This is a genomic window from Prevotella sp. P2-180, from assembly GCF_002251435.1.
GTDB lineage: Bacteria > Bacteroidota > Bacteroidia > Bacteroidales > Bacteroidaceae > Prevotella.
The window spans coordinates 78,887-97,881 of the sequence record NZ_NPJI01000067.1 but is presented as its reverse complement, the minus strand read 5'-3'; the positions used below and the strand labels follow the sequence as shown (position 1 = coordinate 97,881).

At 47.7% G+C, this 18,995-nt stretch carries 14 protein-coding genes and 2 tRNA genes; 9 read left to right on the top strand and 7 right to left on the bottom strand.

Annotated features, from left to right (window positions below; translation table 11 throughout):
* Window positions 1-24: 24 nt before the first annotated feature.
* Both CIK98_RS09550 and queF read left to right on the top strand, forming a co-directional pair.
* Window positions 25-720 carry a queuosine precursor transporter gene (locus tag CIK98_RS09550; protein WP_094384005.1) on the top strand — a complete coding sequence of 232 codons (696 nt, stop codon included), beginning with the start codon at window positions 25-27 and terminating at the stop codon, window positions 718-720.
* 7 nt (window positions 721-727) lie between these two features.
* A complete protein-coding gene (gene queF / locus CIK98_RS09545) occupies window positions 728-1,186 on the top strand; it encodes a preQ(1) synthase (RefSeq protein WP_094384004.1) in 459 nt (152 codons plus the stop codon).
* A gap of 66 nt (window positions 1,187-1,252) precedes the next feature.
* On the opposite strand, the gene CIK98_RS09540 is transcribed toward queF, so the two are convergent.
* The 4 genes from CIK98_RS09540 to CIK98_RS09525 form a co-directional block, all read right to left on the bottom strand.
* Window positions 1,253-1,326, bottom strand: a tRNA-Arg gene (locus tag CIK98_RS09540).
* 33 nt (window positions 1,327-1,359) lie between these two features.
* Window positions 1,360-1,433: transfer RNA gene (locus CIK98_RS09535), tRNA-Arg, on the bottom strand.
* A 131-nt stretch (window positions 1,434-1,564) separates the two neighbouring features.
* Complete coding sequence (gene htpG, locus CIK98_RS09530) at window positions 1,565-3,619, bottom strand: molecular chaperone HtpG (protein ID WP_094384003.1); 2,055 nt, start codon at window positions 3,617-3,619, stop codon at window positions 1,565-1,567.
* A gap of 136 nt (window positions 3,620-3,755) precedes the next feature.
* A complete protein-coding gene (locus CIK98_RS09525) occupies window positions 3,756-5,078 on the bottom strand; it encodes a UDP binding domain-containing protein (protein WP_094384002.1) in 1,323 nt (440 codons plus the stop codon).
* 306 nt (window positions 5,079-5,384) lie between these two features.
* On the opposite strand from CIK98_RS09525, the gene CIK98_RS09520 reads away from it, so the two are divergent.
* The 7 genes from CIK98_RS09520 (at window position 5,385) to CIK98_RS09490 (ending at window position 15,409) form a co-directional block, all read left to right on the top strand.
* Window positions 5,385-6,074: a DUF3575 domain-containing protein gene (locus tag CIK98_RS09520; protein ID WP_094384001.1), complete on the top strand. Its 690-nt coding sequence runs from the start codon at window positions 5,385-5,387 to the stop codon at window positions 6,072-6,074.
* Complete coding sequence (locus CIK98_RS09515; RefSeq protein WP_094384000.1) at window positions 6,067-7,110, top strand: DUF5119 domain-containing protein; 1,044 nt, start codon at window positions 6,067-6,069, stop codon at window positions 7,108-7,110. Before CIK98_RS09520 ends, CIK98_RS09515 begins: the two co-directional genes overlap by 8 nt.
* A gap of 49 nt (window positions 7,111-7,159) precedes the next feature.
* Window positions 7,160-8,311: a fimbrillin family protein gene (locus CIK98_RS09510; RefSeq protein ID WP_094383999.1), complete on the top strand. Its 1,152-nt coding sequence runs from the start codon at window positions 7,160-7,162 to the stop codon at window positions 8,309-8,311.
* Window positions 8,312-8,496: 185 nt separating this feature from the next.
* Window positions 8,497-9,510, top strand: coding sequence for a fimbrillin family protein (locus CIK98_RS09505; protein ID WP_141210496.1), 1,014 nt, complete (start codon window positions 8,497-8,499; stop codon window positions 9,508-9,510).
* 20 nt (window positions 9,511-9,530) lie between these two features.
* Window positions 9,531-11,339 (top strand): fimbrillin family protein, encoded by a 1,809-nt coding sequence (locus tag CIK98_RS09500; protein ID WP_141210495.1) that lies wholly within the window; start codon window positions 9,531-9,533, stop codon window positions 11,337-11,339.
* Window positions 11,340-11,363: 24 nt separating this feature from the next.
* Window positions 11,364-13,244 (top strand): fimbrillin family protein, encoded by a 1,881-nt coding sequence (locus tag CIK98_RS09495; RefSeq protein WP_141210494.1) that lies wholly within the window; start codon window positions 11,364-11,366, stop codon window positions 13,242-13,244.
* Window positions 13,244-15,409 carry a fimbrillin family protein gene (locus tag CIK98_RS09490; RefSeq protein WP_094383995.1) on the top strand — a complete coding sequence of 722 codons (2,166 nt, stop codon included), beginning with the start codon at window positions 13,244-13,246 and terminating at the stop codon, window positions 15,407-15,409. The genes CIK98_RS09495 and CIK98_RS09490 overlap by 1 nt, the downstream gene beginning before the upstream one ends.
* A 205-nt stretch (window positions 15,410-15,614) precedes the next feature.
* Here the strand turns inward: CIK98_RS09490 and CIK98_RS18165 are convergent, their stop codons facing one another.
* From CIK98_RS18165 to CIK98_RS09480, 3 genes are all read right to left on the bottom strand, one after another.
* Entirely contained in the window at window positions 15,615-15,752 is a 138-nt protein-coding gene (locus tag CIK98_RS18165) for a hypothetical protein (RefSeq protein ID WP_172409893.1), read from the bottom strand.
* A 191-nt stretch (window positions 15,753-15,943) separates the two neighbouring features.
* Window positions 15,944-17,383 (bottom strand): tagaturonate reductase, encoded by a 1,440-nt coding sequence (locus CIK98_RS09485; RefSeq protein WP_094384126.1) that lies wholly within the window; start codon window positions 17,381-17,383, stop codon window positions 15,944-15,946.
* A 97-nt stretch (window positions 17,384-17,480) separates the two neighbouring features.
* Entirely contained in the window at window positions 17,481-18,935 is a 1,455-nt protein-coding gene (locus tag CIK98_RS09480; RefSeq protein ID WP_094383994.1) for an oligosaccharide flippase family protein, read from the bottom strand.
* Window positions 18,936-18,995: the final 60 nt, after the last annotated feature.

Genomic DNA, 18,995 nt, shown 5'->3' with positions numbered 1-18,995 from the left:
TAACCTCCTCTAAAAAACAACAACATGAAAGAAAACAAACGCCAAGTGAGCGTGCTGTTCATGCTTTTCGGCATGCTCTTCTGCGTTTGCCTCATCACGGCAAACGTATTGGAAACAAAGCAGATGACACTCGGACCGTTAAGCCTCACCGGAGGTCTCATCGTCTTCCCTGTGTCTTACATCATCAACGACTGCGTATGCGAGGTGTGGGGCTACTCCAAGACCCGCCTCCTTATTTGGTACGGCTTCGCCATGAACTTCATCTTCGTCAGCTTCGGCGCACTCTGCGACGCACTGCCTGGAGCACCCTACTGGACCAACGACGCAGGCTTCCACGCCATCTTCGGCTTAGCTCCACGCATAGCCTTCGCCTCTTTCCTTGCCTTCATCGTAGGCTCGTTCATCAACGCCTACGTCATGAGCCGCATGAAGGTGTCGTCAGGCGGCAGGCATTTCTCGCTGCGTGCCATTCTCAGCACTGTGTTCGGCGAAACTGCCGACTCTGTCATCTTCTTCCCCATAGCTCTTTGGGGAGTCGTGCCCAACGGGGAAATCCCTGTGCTCATCATTTCACAGATTTTCCTGAAGACGCTCTACGAGGTTCTCATTCTCCCTATCACCATACGAGTGGTGAGAGCCACAAAGCGATATGAAGAAACTGACACTTTCGATAACGACATCGATTATAACATTTTCAAGATAAAGGAATTCGACAACTGATAAAATTATGACAACAAGAACAGACGAAGGCCTGAAGGCATTAGGCAAGAAAACGGAATATGCAATGGACTATGCTCCAGAAGTGCTTGAGACATTCACTAACAAGCATCCAGAGAACGACTACTGGGTGAAATTCAACTGCCCTGAGTTCACATCGCTCTGTCCCATCACCGGACAGCCAGATTTCGCCGAGATTGTCATCCGCTACATTCCCGACGTGAAGATGGTGGAAAGCAAGAGCCTCAAACTCTACCTCTTCAGTTTCCGCAACCACGGCGACTTCCACGAAGACTGTGTAAACATCATCATGAAAGACCTCATCCGCCTCATGGACCCGAAATACATTGAGGTTGTGGGACTTTTCACTCCCCGTGGCGGCATCAGCATCCATCCCTATGCCAACTACGGTCGTCCAGGCACGAAATACGAGGAACTAGCCTCTCATCGCTTTGCCATACACGAGTAACTCCCGTGTATGGCAATAGAAAAACAAAAAGAGCGATTATCTGATGATAATCGCTCTTTTTGTCTGTGATTCCGGCGGGATTCAAACCCACAACCTTCTGATCCGTAGTCAGATGCTCTATTCAGTTGAGCTACGGAACCAATCCGTATTATGCTATCATCATGAGTCCTTTGTGATTCCGGCGGGATTCAAACCCACAACCTTCTGATCCGTAGTCAGATGCTCTATTCAGTTGAGCTACGGAACCTTTCAGGCACCTCATTTCTGAATTGCGTGTGCAAAGGTACTGACTTTTTTTGTAACCACCAAATTTTTTCCCTACTTTTTGCTAAAAAACATCAGAAAAGGCATAGTTCTTGATGTATTTCAAGGGAAATATTACTTTATCAACTCTATCGACCGCTTAAGGAACTTGTCGAGAGCCTCTCCCTTCAGCATGCCGTTTTGCAGCAGTGCGAGGTCGATGAGTTGGTGGACGATGCTGTTGCCTTTGGCATATCCGGCAATCACGTCGCGCTTCTTAGCTTTCTCGTCGTCGATGGCCTTCTGAGTGTTCTTCACGTCGTCCTTCTCCTCCTGTGTCACTTCCTCAGGCTTCTTTTTGTCTTGAATCTGTCTCAGGGCGGCGAGTCGTGCTTCTTGTCCCTTTATTTCGCTTTCTATGGGCTTGAGAGCCTCAGCGGTGTTAGCCTCGCAGTCGTCGAGCACCTTCTTAACCAGCGGATGGTCGGAGTTGAGCACCATTGAGTATGAGTCGGGCATCTGGGCATAGAAGCTCATTCCAGCCTGCAGGCGGCTCATGTCCTTCATACGGCGCATATACTCGCTCTGTGTGATGATTACCGGCTGAGCCTGTTCGCCCATCGGCTCCACGTCTACATAAATCTCAGCCTTCTCCATCTTCGGCAGCTGCGATGTGAACACCTGCGAGAGGTTGTCCTTGCGTCCAGCCTCGAGAGTCTCCTTCTTTGCGTCCTCCTTCACGATGATGCGCTCTATGATGTCGCTATCCACACGTGTGAAGTGGCTCTTCTCCAGTTTCTGCTCAAGCATCGAAGCCGTTGGCACGTCGAGTTCGCCGTCCATCATCAGCACGCTGTAGCCCTTTGCCTTGGCAGTCTCTATGTAGCTGTACTGCTCTTCCTTGTTGGTGGCATACAGATAGATGAGATTACCGTCTTTGTCGGTCTGGTTGTCCTTTATGAGTGTGCGGTATTCGTCAAAGGTGAAGTGCTTGCCCTCTGTGTCCTTCATCATGGCGAAGTCCTTGGCGCGGTCGTAGAACGAAGGGTCGCTGAGCATGCCATAGTTGATGAATATCTTCAAGTCGTCCCATTTCTCCTCGTAGGCCTTGCGGTCTTCCTTGAAGATGCTGTTCAGGCGGTCGCCCACCTTCTTGGTGATATATGTTGAGATTTTCTTCACGTCGCGGTCGCTCTGCAGATATGAGCGGCTTACGTTCAGCGGGATGTCAGGAGAGTCAATCACGCCATGGAGCAGTGTGAGGAACTCAGGTACAATGCCTTCCACCTGGTCGGTCACGAACACCTGGTTGCAGTAGAGCTGTATCTTGTTGCGCTGCAGTTCGATGTTTGACTTGATGCGTGGGAAGTAGAGGATACCGGTGAGGTTGAACGGATAGTCCACGTTGAGGTGAATCCAGAACAGCGGTTCGTCCTGCATTGGGTAGAGCGTGCGATAGAACGACTTGTAGTCCTCGTCTTTCAGCGAGCTTGGAGTCTTTGTCCAAAGCGGCTCAACATTATTAATAATATTATCCTCGTCGGTTTCCTGGTCCTTACCATCCTTCCACTCTGTCTTCTTTCCGAATGCCACAGGCACTGGCATAAACTTGCAGTACTTGTTGAGCAGTCCCTGGATGGTGGCTTTCTCAAGAAATTCCTTGCAGTCGTCGTCAATGTGTAGGATGATGTCTGTTCCTCGGCTTTCGCGCTCGGCATCGTCAATCTCGTAAGCCGGCGAACCGTCGCAGCTCCATTTCACAGCCTTTGCTCCGTCCTTATAGCTCTTGGTGATGATTTCCACCTTCTTGCTCACCATAAACGAGGAGTAGAATCCAAGTCCGAAATGTCCGATGATGTTGTTGGCGTTGTCCTTATATTTCTCAAGGAAGTCGTTCACGCCCGAGAAGGCTATCTGATTGATATACTTGTCTATTTCCTCCTCGGTCATACCGATACCACGGTCGCTGATGGTCAGCGTGCCTTCCTTTTCGTTCAGGTTCACCCTTACTGTCAGGTCGCCCAGTTCGCCTTTGAAGTCACCTCTTTCGGCGAGTGTTTTCATTTTCTGTGTTGCGTCCACAGCATTTGAAACCATTTCACGCAGGAAGATCTCATGGTCAGAATACAAGAACTTTTTGATTACGGGGAAGATATTCTCTGTCGTAACCCCGATATTTCCTTTTTGCATAGCTGTTTATGTTTTACTTATACATTCTTTTTCTGCTTTCGCCTTCACAAAAACTATGCCAAAGGTATATCCTTTCATAACCATGCACCCATATACTGACAAAATGTCAGACGCTGACAACTTCTTTAACTTCCTCTTAGTCTCTTCTGAAGATGTCTCTTGTATACACCTTTTCCTCCACGTCGTCCAAGCAGGGGTCGTAGCGGTTGGCGATGATGGCGTGGCTCTTGGCCTTGAACACGTTGATGTCGTTCACCACCTTGCTGCCAAAGAACGAGGTGCCGTCTTCCAGTGTGGGCTCGTAGACGATTATCTCTGCGCCCTTCGCCTTTATTCTCTTCATGATGCCCTGTATGGCCGACTGACGGAAGTTGTCGGAGTTAGACTTCATGGTAAGCCTATACACACCTATGGTCACCGGATCTTTCTGTCCCTCGTACTGGTTACAAGTGCTGTAGTCATACCATCCAGCCTTTCTCAGCACCGCATCCGCAATGTAGTCTTTTCTTGTTCTGTTCGACTCCACGATGGCGGTCATCATGTTTTGCGGTACGTTTTGGTAGTTTGCCAGCAGCTGCTTCGTGTCCTTTGGCAAGCAGTAGCCGCCATAGCCGAACGAGGGGTTGTTATAGTAGTTGCCCACGCGCGGGTCGAGTCCCACACCGTCTATTATGCTCTTCGTGTCGAGTCCCTTCACCTCGGCGTAGGTGTCGAGCTCGTTGAAGTAGCTCACTCTCAGGGCGAGATATGTGTTGGCGAAGAGTTTCACGGCTTCTGCCTCCTTCACTCCCATAAACAGTGTGTCTATGTCTTCCTTTATTGCCCCTTCCTGAAGCAGTGCGGCGAAGGTCTTGGCTGCCTGTTCCATTCTCTCCACGTCTGTCACCTTCATTATAGCGTCGTTCTCCTCCTTGAAGTCTTCACGGTCGATGATTTTCGGGTATCCCACGATGATGCGGCTCGGGTAGAGATTGTCGTAGAGTGCCTTGCTCTCGCGCAGGAACTCCGGCGAAAACAGCAGGTTGAACTGCTTCACTCCCTTTGCGGCATATTTCACATACAGCGACCTGCAATATCCCACGGGAATGGTAGACTTTATCACCATCACGGCGTCGGGGTTCACTTCGAGCACGAGGTCTATCACGTCTTCTATATGATGTGTGTCGAAGAAGTTTTTCACCGGGTCGTAGTTGGTTGGAGCAGCTATCACGATGAAGTCAGCGTCTTTGTACGCCTCCCTTCCGTCGAGTGTGGCCCTGAGGTTAAGGTTTTTCTCGGCGAGATATTTCTCTATATAATCGTCTTGTATAGGAGAGATCTTATTGTTCAGTTTCTCTACTTTTTCGGGTATTACATCCACTGCTGTCACCTGATGGTTTTGCGACAGCAGAGTTGCGATACTCAGTCCTACATAGCCAGTGCCTGCCACTGCAACTTTCAAGTCTTTAAAGTCTTTCATAAGAAAATTATGTTTAATGAAAATATTGGGTTCATCCTTTTGGGATGCAAATATACATCTTTTCCCCTAATCCTCCAAACTTTTTCACCTTTTTTATAAAGGGAGTGAAAATGTTACTTTGTTAACGTGATTTTGCCATTTACATTCGTTTTGTTAACGTTACCTTTATATATATATTAAATACACACCTTCCCAAAGACTAACGAACAATACATTTCTCCCATTTATAAGTTAATCCTTGTTAAAATAACTACGATTTTTGGGGAATTACATTTGAATATTGCGAGATTTTGTTAATTTTGCGCCATGAAAAGAAAACAGGAAATAATAAGGATTGTGTTTCAAAGGATACTATCAGTCGTTGTCGTAATATTCACAGTGTCTGATGGCAATGCTTTGGCGCAATCAAATGCTCTTAACGAAACGGGCTACGGCCATGACACGACATGCAAGCCAGTCGTCTTCGTGAAGACAAACCTCCTGTATGACATGATGACATTCGTCAACGCGTCAGTGGAAGTGCCATTGGCAAAGAATCTGACGGCAGAAGCGACCCTCGTATATCCTTGGTGGAGAAACACCGAAAGGCACAAGACCATTCAGATGAGATATGTGGCAATAACGCCAAGATACTATTTCGGGAATGCCGACAAGCCATACTCCTCTTTCTTCACCGGACTTACAATAGGTGGCGGCAAATACGACTTGCAGTGGACGCGCCGTGGAGTTCAGGGTTCGATGTGGCATGTGTCGCCGGTGATAGGTTATTCCCACCATATCTCCAATAGATGGAAAATGGAATATTCAGCGTCGGTAGGTTTCGTGCATACGAAATATCAAAAATACACCCAGACTGACGACACTCCATACGGAGTGATCAAGGTGAAGGACTATCCATGGGTGTCGAAGGTGCTCAACACAGTGCTTCCCACGTCGCTCAACGTGTCGATTGTATATACATTCACCAAAACTAAACAGACACAGCATCATGAATAATAAGACCATCATACATATCCTGTCGGGTCTCGCCATGATGACTTCTGTAGCGTGTTCCCGCGACCATCTGTACTACGAGACAGTGGGCAGGGAAAAGGTGCAACTAAACATAGACTGGAGCAAAACAGCATTCTCGCCCGAAAGCAAGGGCTACGACGACGACAACAGGCTGAACGGTGTCACCATCTTCGCCTTCGACTCCATCAACGGTCGTCTGGTGGAAGAACTGCCGCCAAACGCCAATTACAGTACCCCTGTGATAAGGCTCGCCCCTGGCACCTACGACTTGATACTGATAAACGACAGCCGCGAGGAGTTGCCCGGCATCAGGTTCAACACAGGCTCGGCATTAGGCGACTTCAAGGCGTATATCGACGCAGACACTGTCTACACCGACTATCCCAACTACCTCGCCGTCTCGGCAGTGAGAAACGTCAGCTTCCGGCCGGAAGGAAAGGAATATTTCCACGACATGCCCGACGAATATTTCAGGGACTATGTGTCAAGGGAGATAAACACAGTGCAGAAGGCGGTGACGAAGAAGATAAACGTAAAAGTGTACGTGAAGGGAATGAACTACTGCAAAGGCATGCAGCCTTCGTTTATGACGGGACTGTCGAAGTCGGTAAACCTCTCTACGAGGAAAGCAAGCAAGGAGACAACGGTATACGCATTTAATCTCATAAACCGCGAGTTTCGCAACAGCGACTACACAGAGGCAATGCTCACCCAGTCGTTCAACAGTTTCGGCTTCAACGGCGAGAGACTGAAAGAGGGGGAAACATTTGAGCTTACACTCAATTTCGTGCTGGTGGACAACACCATCCACACGGTGAAGACAGACGTGACACCACAGTTTGAAGAGTGGTATAAGGAACATCAGATAGACCTTGACCTCAACCTTGACCTCGACATCGACGTGGCATTTGAAGTAGAACTTCCGCCCGCGAGTCCCACACCACCCGAAGACCAGAACCAAGGCATGGCTCCCGAAACGGTTCCGTGGAATGATATAATACAAGAAATTATTTTATAACAAAACAGATAATAATACAAACCATTTTACAAATTAATACATTAACATTATGAAAAAAATAGGTTATCTTACATTTGCAGCCCTGCTCGCACTTGGCAGCTGCACAAATGAAATCAACGAAGAGGGTTTCGTAGACAAGGCAAACACAATCTCGTTTAATGCGTATTCTAATAAGACGCGTGTTTATGAAAATGGTGATGTTGATATTACAAAGATGAAAGAAGGTAGCTTTGGTGTTGTAGGTTATACCTCTGACAACAATCTCTATCTTGGTACTACAGGAAAGGCTGTAGCACAGTATTTCAGTAGTGAAACAAGTCATTGGGAGTACAGTAATCCGAGTGACTTAAAGTTCTGGCCGAATGGAGCAATGGATTTCTATGCCTATTTCCCATACGCTGAGAGTGGCGATGTATTTGCTTCAACTAATTCTTCTAATGGCCCAGTTATGACCATAAACAATGCCACTGGCAATCAGGATGTTCTTTTTGCAAGTGCCATAAATCAGAGCTATGAAGAGCGCGTTCCTCTGACTTTCCATCATGCATTCTCTAAGATCAATTCAGTAAAAATTAAGGTGGAACTTGCTAATGTAGAAGTTGAGGTGAAGAATGTTGAATTTATTAACACTACATCTTCGGCAAATAGCAAAATTTTTGTGGATAATAACGGTAATGCTTCCTATGAAAACTTAACGGGTTCAAGCTGTAGCTCAGAACTTACTTCTGCAGAAACTATTAGTACGAGTTCTAATACTGAAGGCTATACAGTATGGGACAAAGATGCCAATAAATATCTGCTTGCTACTAATGGAACGGTAACAAACAATGTTGTAGGTACGAGCAAAGATATGTGGGATGGGGAAAAGGCCTCACTCAATGGTGGAAATCTTTCATCTAAGGAATTAGTTTGCCTCAAGATAACTGGTAAGGTGAAGTACAATGGAGCCTTTTATGTAGGTAACACAACTGATGACGGTTATTTTTATATTCCTTTGAAAGGACCTGACCACACATCAGTTAGTACGGGCTTGCAAACTGATCTTGATTATTTCTTAGCAGGAAAGAGATATAACTATACCATCATTATGAAGAATAACGTAGGCTTCCATGATGATGGCACCCCCATTCTTAAGCCAATCCTTTTCAATGTGAACAGCGTGGATAGTTGGAATGACGTTAACGTCACTATCGATCTCTAATATTGTCATTTTTCTAAATAAGAAAACTGCCGAGAATCCGCCGCTGTAGGGTCTTACTTTATGTAAGACCGCCCGCCGCAAGGATACTCATAACGGGTTGCGGTCTTACATAAAGTAAGACCCTACAGCGGGTGATAACACGGGTGCAAACAACGGATTCAAACAACGGATGCAAACATAATAACGTGAATAAACATATTCTATCACGCTACGTGAACCTGCACCATACGATAACAATGTTATCGCTTTCCCTACTGCTGCTCGACAGCTGTAAGGAGGCGGATGAGTTATCCGGGGATGATGTCCCCGGGTATTCACCCGTCTTGGTGTCAGCTTCGCCCGCCTCCACATTCACGAGAGGGTTTGTAGCTAATGGTATGTATGACAACTTCAAGGTGTTTGCGGCTTCGGAAAAGGATGGAGTGCAGACAGTGGCGATGGATGGATATGAGGTGAAATTCGTGACTGACGACTGGTCGTATGTCAACGACACCCAACATCTGGTATATTGGAATCCGAATGCCGACAGTTATCTGTTTACGGCAGGAGCGCCTATCGATGCAGTTACATCTATCAATGCCAATTCGATGACATTAAGTCTGAAGAACAACACGACGGGCAGCGTGATGGCAGCAGAACCGCTGAAGATAGAGAATAGCTCTGTTGACTTCGGCAAGACGGTAAACCTCCATTTTTCTTATGCGCATTGCATGGTATCTGTGGCTTTCATAAAGGAAAGCACAGAGGAGGTGACTGTCACAGACATCACACTCACTCCCGATGAAGAAATAGCATCGGAAGCAAGCCTTACATATTCCTACGACTGGAACTCAGACACACCAACAGCCACACAGCAGTTGAGCACCACGGAAACAAGTGCTGCGGCATTTAGTTTTGCCGAAGTAACCATCCCTGCCAACAACACCTCCGATGCCGTAACCTCTGCAACACATTATTATTGTGTGCCCGATGCCTCCAACCCAAAAGGATGGCAAGTATCGCTCAAATGTAACGGAGAAACAAAGCAGGCATCGTTTGTGAACAGTGAAACATGGCAGAGTGGCAAGAACTACATCTACGTGTTCTCCATCTCAGAGAAAGGGCCAAAGCTCATCAAGGTCATTTCGCAAGACAACTTCTTCGACTGCAATGATATTGTCTCAGGAGGAGAGTTTTCAAACACAGACATGACCGAGTGAAACAAGAAATCAGCAAAAGAATGAAACTCATAACGCATATCCTATTATTGCTCATCTTACTTTCTTCGTGCAATGAAGAGCAGACATTGTCAGACTCACTTAGGCGATTGAACATCTCCTTTGCGGAAGACAGTCAGACAAGGAGCTCGTGGCACGACCAGTCGGATACCGAGCAAAAGAAGGTGAGCTACATTTGGGAAAATAGCGACAATATGCTGACTGCCATAAAGCATGACGGTCAGTATGTGCCGTTTTATGAGTCGATGTCTTCTTCTGCCGCTTATTATTCGAAAACAAAGTTTGAGACCGTAGATGAGGCTAAGTCGAAAATCAAACTGGAAACCGTCAGCGGAGTGAAATATGACGTGAATGAGGGAACATACGTATATCCCGTGGCTGCAAACAACAACATGTACTGCTGCCACCCGATAAACGACAAAACCACAGTCACAAGCAGTTCAGCAGCCGTGACTGTCGATATGCCCCTACCCTCGACATTCACCTTCGACAAACTATCCAACGACCTCAGCACATTAAAAGACTATTCCTACGTATATACCTCCACAACATTGAAGTCGGTGGATGACAATGCCGTTGTTGCCAAAGCCTCGCATTTCAACTCCGCCTGTGCCATCATCCGCTTCAACATTACCAACAGCACAACATCCGACATCATCATCACAGGTATAAAGATGGAGTCTGATGACGGTTCGAAGATATATCCCAATAAGTTAAGATTTGCCGATGGCGCAATAGCAGAGCAAGACGACAAGACGGGATATTACAACAAACTCACCACCAGCATCGACCAAGTGACGATACCGATGAACGACAAAGGCAGATTCTATAACCTCTGCTTCCCCCTCGACGGCAATTTCAACGGCGTGCCGCTGAAGTTCACCATCGACACCAACTATCTGACATATCAACTGAATCTCAACTCAACTGCCATCACCAACAATAAGTTTGAGGCAGGAAAGATATACACCTTCAACTTCTCGCTTGAAGAGAAGGAGGTGAAACTCAACACCATAGAGATATCTCATTGCACCACATATAATATTGACAACACCGAATCCATCGAGATAGTAGTCACTCCCCAGCTTACCTGGCATCAGACAGGCGACATTACGGCACAGATGGTGTTCGTGAGCTTAGGCATGACTATGCCTTACGAAGGCAAGACATACGACGTGCTCTGGGCAACGTGCAACCTTGGGGCTAAGGAGGCACTCGAGACAGGACACCTCTTCTCCTGGGGAGAGGTGGCAAGAAAAGAAGAAACGCTCTACTCTCCCAACGGATACACCGGCACCGCCACTACAGATATAGCCTATACCGAGCATGATGCAGTGAAACACATGCTTGGCGAAGGCCACTGGTTTTGGATGATGCCGACAAAGGCGATGTGGGAAAAAATGATAGATGAATGTGACTGGACATGGTCAACTGTCAAGAAGGTGGACACTGGTGAGGGGTCTGAGGAGAACCTCGACTTCGACGCATCGGTATGGAAGGTGCAGAAGAAGGATTCAGAAGGCAGAGTGACAGGTATCATCTATCTGCCCATCACGGGATATGCCGGTCTTGACGAGAGCACAAATACATACAAGAAGGTGGAAAAGGCGAGGTGCTGCTACTGGACATCCACGCCTGCTTCCGCAACTGCAGGAGGCGAAGAGAAGTCCTACGCCTTTTATACAAAATACGAGATTGACCCCAATGACCCGAGCACGGGACACATGTCGCCCAAGGACAGTGCCATTCAGGAGCATGAGCGGTATAACGGTTTTGCCATAAGGCCAGTGTTGATGAGGGAGATTAAATAACTCCCCAAAACATAAATAATGATTATGAAGCACATATTATATATATTATTGGTAGCTATCGCATTTGCGGCATGCTCCACCGACACTCTCCTCGAAACGGAGAAGATGCCGATGGAGATAAGTGTTGATGTGGCTTCGTTTGCCGGAAAGACGCAGGAGGTATCTACAAGAGCATCGGTCAACAACGGCATCTACACCACATTCGCCGAGGGTGATGACCTCGGTGTGTTCGTGGTGGATAAAGACGGAAACCTTGTGGCTAACAACCTCAAATTTAAGGTTGCAAAGACCGGCAATGCCTATCCTGTGGATGTCTCCGGCAATGTTGTCGCTTCTAAGATATATTACGATGCTGAATGCAAGTATTTTGCCTATGCACCCTACGATGCGCAATACACGGGATGCAAGTCGGTGGATGATATAAAAAAGAAATACACGTCAGTGTTCAATGACAAATATGCCGACCAGTCAACAGCGTCGAAGTATTGCGCTGCCGACTTGCTGATATGCGATAATCCCGAATGGACAGCACCAAGAATGAGATTTTCCTTCACCCATGCCATGAGTCTGCTGCAGGTGTTCTATAATGGCGACTATAAAGACCTGACGATAGAGGCGCCCGTGGCCCTTGACAAGATGTTCCTGCCCGAAGGCAAAAGCACCTATCGCTATGTCACCCTGCCGCGAAATGAACTGCAGATATATGGTATGGCCCTATCCAGGCATACCGACGAGAGCGAAGCTCCCTCCTATTCCTTCTGGCAGACAAAGGTGGACATGAAGGAAAATAGTGCCATCCTCATCTCCATCTCCTCACAACCCACCGAATCCTATAAGACAGCAGGTGTGGATATGGGATTTCCCTCGGGATGTATATGGGCGGCATATAACTTGGGGTCGGAGAGTGCAGCTGACCAGACGAAGCGAGGCGGAAAATGGTATGATGCCTACGGAAAAGAGAAGACCAACCTGATGTCGAGTGAACTGCATAAGAGTTTCGACCGTGGCGACTATTACTCCTGGGGCGAACTGGAGACAAAATACGAGCAACCGGCTGTCATCATCAATGACGAAGGAAAGGTGACTGCCGTGGGCGATGCGCTGACCACAAACGCTTCGGGAGTGACCTCGTTTATAGCCGGTTCGGAAAAGGGTTATTACCCGGGAACATATATCGACAGAACCTATTCCTATTCACCTATCGACGGCAATATCGCCGGTTCGGAATATGACGTGGTGAGAAACAAACTGTGGAAGGGCGAATGGCGAATACCCAACGAAAATGAGATTGACGAACTGATGAGCAACAGCGATATATCGGTATATGACTGGTATTACGAGGACAACGTGAGATATGCGTCATGGATAGCAGAGAAGAACGACGATGGAACATACAAAAACCTGCACGTCGATAACTCAGAGTTTTATGGTACTGACTCTATAAGGCCCTTCCGCTATCTTGTGGTCATCTATAAGTTTGTGAGCAAGATAAACGGTGAGGTGCTTTATATCCCCGGAGGCACATGGTCGGACTGGAGCATCGACGAGCTGTCATGCCGTTCAAGAAACGCCATTGGCAACTACCACACCACGACATCCTGGAGCGAGGACTACGGCGGCATGTATTACTTCGCCTCCTCAGCCTCCCACAGCGATATATCCTGTGCAAGCTATATGGAAATGGAGGCTAACAGGGAGACCGATAAGAATGGGTATATGGTACCTACCACTCCACGAATCAAGTCCTCGACGTATAAAGACAAAAATGGCAATACTGTCACCCTGATGGGACTGACCCAAAACGGTCACCGATATACGGGCATGCTGATCCGACCTGTGTATGGCGGAAAGAACTGGAACACCAATACGGAGACACGTGGCTCCATACGCATAACAGTAGAGTAATGATGAAGAAACTGATATATATTATAATAGGAATTATCCTCACGGCTTGCAGTGACGACATATACACGTCGTCGGAGTCGTTGGCAGAAGGTCATACCATGAGGTTTGAGGTGACTGTCATCGACCAACCGCAGACAAGGGGAGAGGTGATAGACGTAACGGACAATGAGATAACCCGCGACTTCAAGAAGGGCGACTCCTTCGGTCTCTTCATCATTGATGGCAACAACAAGTTTGTGACACAGATAGACGGCAAGAATGCCAAGAATATCAAACTCACCACTCCCGACGGAAAGGCATGGAACCTCGAATCGGACATCACCAAGGTAGTTCACAAACTTGGTTATCGCTATGTGGCTTATTATCCTTATTCCGCAGACTTCGACAACTGCGCAAACCCTGCCGACATACAAAAACGCCTGACTGCTCCCGCCGATGACCAGAGCATGCAGGCAGCCACCGACTGGATGTACACCGAAGTCACACCGCCACAAACAAATGCCGTGACCGTGCTTACATTCATGCATCGTTATGCCAAGATAGACATCTATCACTCGTTTACCCAAGATCATACCTGCAATTGGGCGTCGATGTACAAGTTCACCAAAACACTGGATGAAAACAAGGTGGAGCACTATCGATATATCCTCAACTCTCCATCTCTTCAGACATTGTCAATAAACGGCAAATACACCATTGGCGACAAATATACCGGCATCAAGGAGTTTTCCTACAACTGCCCTGATATTAAGGTGAAAAACGGTTGTCATGCCATCGTCTATACCTATCGTATGGATGAGCGTTGTGCCATAGATCTCGGTCTTCCGTCGGGAGTGAAATGGAGTCCTATCAACCTCGGTGTGGAGAGCAGTAATTGTATGGCCGACACCTATATGGACGCCTCCGAGATTGCCGCAGCCATCAACAAACTCGGCAAGCGATTGGCATGGGGAGAGCTCTTCGAGAAGGACTCCTACACCTTAAGCACGTATATAGATGGCTCATGGAACATCATGCCTGAGGATATTACCGAGACGGTATATGACGCAGCCAAGCAGTTGTGGGGAGGTCATTGGTCGATGCCCAGCGCGGCAGACATCAACGAGCTGATTGCCAACACAGAGGAGGCGAGTCGGGTGACTATCCACAGCGATGAGATAGACAGAGATATCAACAAAATAACACTCCGCAGCAAGATAAACGGCAAGGAGATAACATTCTTGACCAATGGATTCATGAATGGCTCAAGTATCGTAAACCCCGCGTATTTGTATTATATGTCGGCCAGCAGGACGTCGTATGCAGGAAATTACACCTCACTCTATTCGCCTACGGAAACTAAAAGCATCTACCGCCCGTATGGCTGCTGCATCCGCCCCGTGCTGAAGGAACTCTACATCTATCCCGATGACAAAAAGAAAGACATCATCGTAAGCCATATCGACGCCCTTGCCGTTGACCTTGGCATCACCAAGACAGTGACAGAGACTATCAACGGAGTGGAGCAGGAAGTGACCTATAAACTTCTGTGGAGCCCTTTCAACTATGGAGTGGAGTCGAAGGTTGACTTGAAGACATATAATGGTGCGCCTATTGATGAGGATTATTATATTTCATTGTGTACGAAGAATCTCGGTATGCGCCTTCCATGGGGATATCTTAAGGAGCCAGATAGGTTCAGCACCAAGGGTTATGCTGATGGTTCATTGACTGCGAAATACAACTACGATAACACATCCGCTACTGACAAAGATACCAGAGACTTAAAGGCGGAAGATGATATCGTTCGGGTTAACTGGCCTGCCGGTTGGTGTATTCCTACTGCTAAGGATTTTGAGTTACTTTGCCAAAATATCACCGTCACAAATGAATCAATAGATGGCCGTACATGGTTCCGTTTGACAAGTAAAAGTAATGGAAACAGCATTCTAATTCCTGGAACTGGATATATTGATGACAATGCAAATACAGAGAAATGGACATCAGATACATACCTACAGAGTAGCACCATTGGAACAAGCAGTAACAGTGTGAGTGGTACGACAAACAGAAAACGCACCATCTATGCGCTTAATATTAGTGGAAAAACAGCAAAAGTCGCAAATACCGCTGGTCGCCCCACCGGCATCATGATTCGCCCCGTGAAATACGTCCGGGTGAATTAATTGCTAAGGTGTCAAGTTTAATGTGCAAAATCAGGTACCTGGGGTAATCTGGAATAACGGGCTGAAAGCCCGGCGAACGCATAGCCCAAGGCGTACACGAATCAAAGATACCAGCCCCTGTGACTTGCAATCCAGAGATGCCTATCCTTGTGACTTACTAATACTCTATCCTTGTGGCAGTACTCCCGCGAGAGTACTCCAGTACTTAGGCGGGAGTACCGCAGTACTCTGGGCAGAGTACTGGTGTAATCCAAGCAGAGTACTGGTGTAATCCAAGGCAGAGTACTGGTGTAATCCAAGGCAGAGTACTATAGTACTCAGTACGGAGTACTGTGTTAATCATACCAATTGGTGTTCTCCTCATAACTTTTATGTATTGCTGACTGTCAAGTTATGACAGCCGCATGTCATAGGTGTGACAGCCGCATGTAATATAAAACTCCCCACTTCACATAAAAACAGCCGCAGACTGCTCCTTTGCCTGAGCGTCTGCGGCTTTAATTAGGTTATGTAAAACAATCAAGATGAACGGGGTTAGATGATGGTCTTTACAGCCTCGAGCATACCCTTCGACTGGATGAGGTCGAGATACTGCTTAACCATGGCGTTGAGACCCTCAACCTTGTTGAGATCCTCGCTCCAGATGCTTGTGGCACCAAGCACGCCGTCGGCCACCTTCTGAGTGTCGCCAGTAGCCCAGAGATCCTTCAAGAGGTCCATGATTTCCTGTGAGTCGTTTGGAACGATTTCCACACCGTCTTCACGCTTTCCACCCTTATAGTAGGTGATGATGGCAGCGAGACCGAATACAAGACCCTTAGGCAGCTCGCCTTTGCGCTCGAGATATGTCTTCACTCCTGGAAGGTCGCGGGCACAGAACTTGGGGAATGAGTTGAGCATGATGCTTGTCACCTGATGGTCTACGTATGGATTGTCGAAGCGCTCCAGCACGTCGCTTGCAAACTTCTCCAGTTCCTCCATAGGCAGGTCGAGAGTCTGCATGAGCTCGTCGAACTGCACCTTGTGAATGTATTTTGAGATGACCTCGTGGTTGCAAGCGTCGCGCACGATGTTCACGCCGCTGAGGAAAGCCACTGGAGAGAGCACGGTGTGCGGGCCGTTGAGCAGAGTCACCTTACGCTTGTGGTATGGCTCCTCTGAAGGCACGAAGAGAACGTGGAGTCCAGCCTTGTCGGCAGGGAATTCCTTTGCCACTTCCTTCGGAGCCTCAATCACCCAGAGGTGGAAGGTCTCAGCCTGTACCACGAGGTTGTCGCGATAGCTTATCTTCTCCTGAATCTGTGCAATCTCCTTGCGTGGGAATCCAGGCACGATGCGGTCAACGAGTGTTGCGTATACACCGCAGCTGTTGTCAAACCAAGCCTTAAACTCCTGTGGCAGTTTCCAGAGCTCTATATATTTGTTGATGCAGTCTTTCAATACATGTCCGTTGAGGAATATCAGCTCGCAAGGGAAGATGATGAGTCCCTTTGTAGGATCGCCGTTGAAGGTCTGCCAACGACGATAGAGCAGCTGCACGAGCTTTCCGGGATATGATGAAGCAGGAGCGTCGTCAAGCTTGCAAGAAGGGTCGAAGGCTATACCGGCCTCTGTAGTGTTTGAGATGACAAAGCGTATCTCGGGCTGGTCGGCAAGAGCCATGAATGCAGCGTTCTGCGAATATGGGTTGAGTGCGCGGCTGATACAGTCTATGCGCTCAAGTGTGTTCACTGGCTTTCCGTTCTCGCGTCCCTGAAGGTTGACGTGATACAGACAGTCTTGTGCGTTGAGCCAGTCTACCATACCTTTTTCAATAGGTTGTACGACAACCACCGAGCCGTTGAAGTCGGTTTTCTGGTTCATGTTCCAAATAATCCAATCTACGAATGCGCGGAGGAAGTTACCCTCACCAAACTGGATGACCTTTTCAGGCATGACGCTCTTAGGAGCGAAGACTTTGTTTAATGGTTTCATATACATTATTTGTTTTATAGTTTTCTTTTTCCGATGCAAAAGTACACATTATATTGTAATAACACCAACTTTTTTTGGTAAAAACGCACGTAAAGGTTTACGCTTTACGCTTGTTTCTCAGACTTCTGAAAGAGAGCCCAAATGAGACTGCCGACATGGTGAGACCTACTGCCCACGACATCCATCCTTCCATACAACGGCACGACAGGAAAGTCACTACGGCAAAGAGCATTATCGCGGCCATACCCGACAGCGACTGTACTGACAGTGCAACTCCGAAACGGCGACGCAGATAGATATAGATGGCAAGCGTCTCAATGGCATGGACAATGACTATGGCCCACCCTATGCCATCGAGTCCGTACCACACTACCGAGAAGTATGACCCGAGCATAAACAGCACACTATATCCGCACTCCAATATCATATAGGCACGTGACTTTCCCTTGGCGAGATTGACATAGGCCATAGGAAGTGTAACTGCCTTGAAACACAACGCCAACGACAGCGTCTGGGCCATAGGCACCACGGGCAAAAACTCACTGCTGAAGAGCAGGGGGATGGCTATGGGCAGTGTGGTGATGAGAAGGCAAAGCAATGGCGACATCAGCAGCAGTGTGACTTCCACCTGACGATTCACCACCTCTGCCACGAGTCTGTTGTCGCTGTTCACTGCCGAAAGTCGCGGGAAATAGTCGTTTTCCATAGAAGAAAACACCAGTCCGGAATAGGTGATGGTAATCATGTAAGCCGCATTGAACAGTCCTACTGCGTCGAGGTCGACATACTGGTTGAGAAGCGACCTTACAAGCATGTCGGCACCGCTTGCCACTGCCGCAGCCACTGTGAACGCCACACCCATCTTAACTATCGGAATTCCCTTGGCGAGACTGTCGCGGGTGAATTTCACATGATAGGGATAATGAAGCATGCTTACATACAATGCGGGCAAGAAGTTGACAAGAGCCATAAGCGAAATGACCGGAACAATGGCCTTGTAGTTGAACAACCAAAAGAGCGGCACAGCCAAAAGCAACGAGAGCACGGCTGAGACAATCTGCAGGCCCACCAGCTCCTTCAGCCGCCTTGTGCCTTTCAGTATAGCCAACTCTCCGCCGGCAAGGGCGGTCATGACAACGGCGGGGGTGAGCAACACAAAATGGTGAGTATGGTTTCCCCATGAAAACGAAAGGGTGTCGAGCAGCGGACCCAGGACAAGACACGCCAAGGCTCCTAAGGCGGCTGCCACTGCCGACCATGTCCTTATAACTGAGATGTAGTCGAGGAGTGTATGCCTATCACCACTGTCGAAAATCTCCGACGTGCGCCGTATGGCACTGAAGGAGATGCCCAAGTTGGTGGCTTGGGAGAGAAAAGTGGCAGCGGTGTTCAATAGCGACATAAGGCCCATTCCGGAGGGACCGAGTATCAGAGCCACACACTTGTTTCGTACAAGACCTATCAGAATATTCAGGCCTTGGGCGCCACCGAACACACTGGTGTATTTAAGCACATGACGATAGCTATTTGATTTGTTATTCTCTTCTGACATACTATTATTATAACGTTTTTCTCACCTTTTTATTATAATATTTGTTGAAATAATGGCTTT

What these genes read in the sequence shown, in the direction of transcription:
- CIK98_RS09525 (WP_094384002.1), bottom strand. Translation starts at nt 5,078, where the DNA reads ATGAAAGACTTTAAAGACTTGAAAGTTGCAGTGGCAGGCACTGGCTAT.
- CIK98_RS09485 (WP_094384126.1), bottom strand. Translation starts at nt 17,383, where the DNA reads ATGAAACCATTAAACAAAGTCTTCGCTCCTAAGAGCGTCATGCCTGAA.
- CIK98_RS09500 (WP_141210495.1), top strand. Translation starts at nt 9,531, where the DNA reads ATGAAACTCATAACGCATATCCTATTATTGCTCATCTTACTTTCTTCG.
- CIK98_RS09480 (WP_094383994.1), bottom strand. Translation starts at nt 18,935, where the DNA reads ATGTCAGAAGAGAATAACAAATCAAATAGCTATCGTCATGTGCTTAAA.
- CIK98_RS09520 (WP_094384001.1), top strand. Translation starts at nt 5,385, where the DNA reads ATGAAAAGAAAACAGGAAATAATAAGGATTGTGTTTCAAAGGATACTA.
- CIK98_RS09550 (WP_094384005.1), top strand. Translation starts at nt 25, where the DNA reads ATGAAAGAAAACAAACGCCAAGTGAGCGTGCTGTTCATGCTTTTCGGC.
- CIK98_RS09510 (WP_094383999.1), top strand. Translation starts at nt 7,160, where the DNA reads ATGAAAAAAATAGGTTATCTTACATTTGCAGCCCTGCTCGCACTTGGC.
- CIK98_RS09495 (WP_141210494.1), top strand. Translation starts at nt 11,364, where the DNA reads ATGAAGCACATATTATATATATTATTGGTAGCTATCGCATTTGCGGCA.
- queF (WP_094384004.1), top strand. Translation starts at nt 728, where the DNA reads ATGACAACAAGAACAGACGAAGGCCTGAAGGCATTAGGCAAGAAAACG.
- CIK98_RS09490 (WP_094383995.1), top strand. Translation starts at nt 13,244, where the DNA reads ATGATGAAGAAACTGATATATATTATAATAGGAATTATCCTCACGGCT.
- htpG (WP_094384003.1), bottom strand. Translation starts at nt 3,619, where the DNA reads ATGCAAAAAGGAAATATCGGGGTTACGACAGAGAATATCTTCCCCGTA.
- CIK98_RS09515 (WP_094384000.1), top strand. Translation starts at nt 6,067, where the DNA reads ATGAATAATAAGACCATCATACATATCCTGTCGGGTCTCGCCATGATG.
- CIK98_RS18165 (WP_172409893.1), bottom strand. Translation starts at nt 15,752, where the DNA reads ATGATTAACACAGTACTCCGTACTGAGTACTATAGTACTCTGCCTTGG.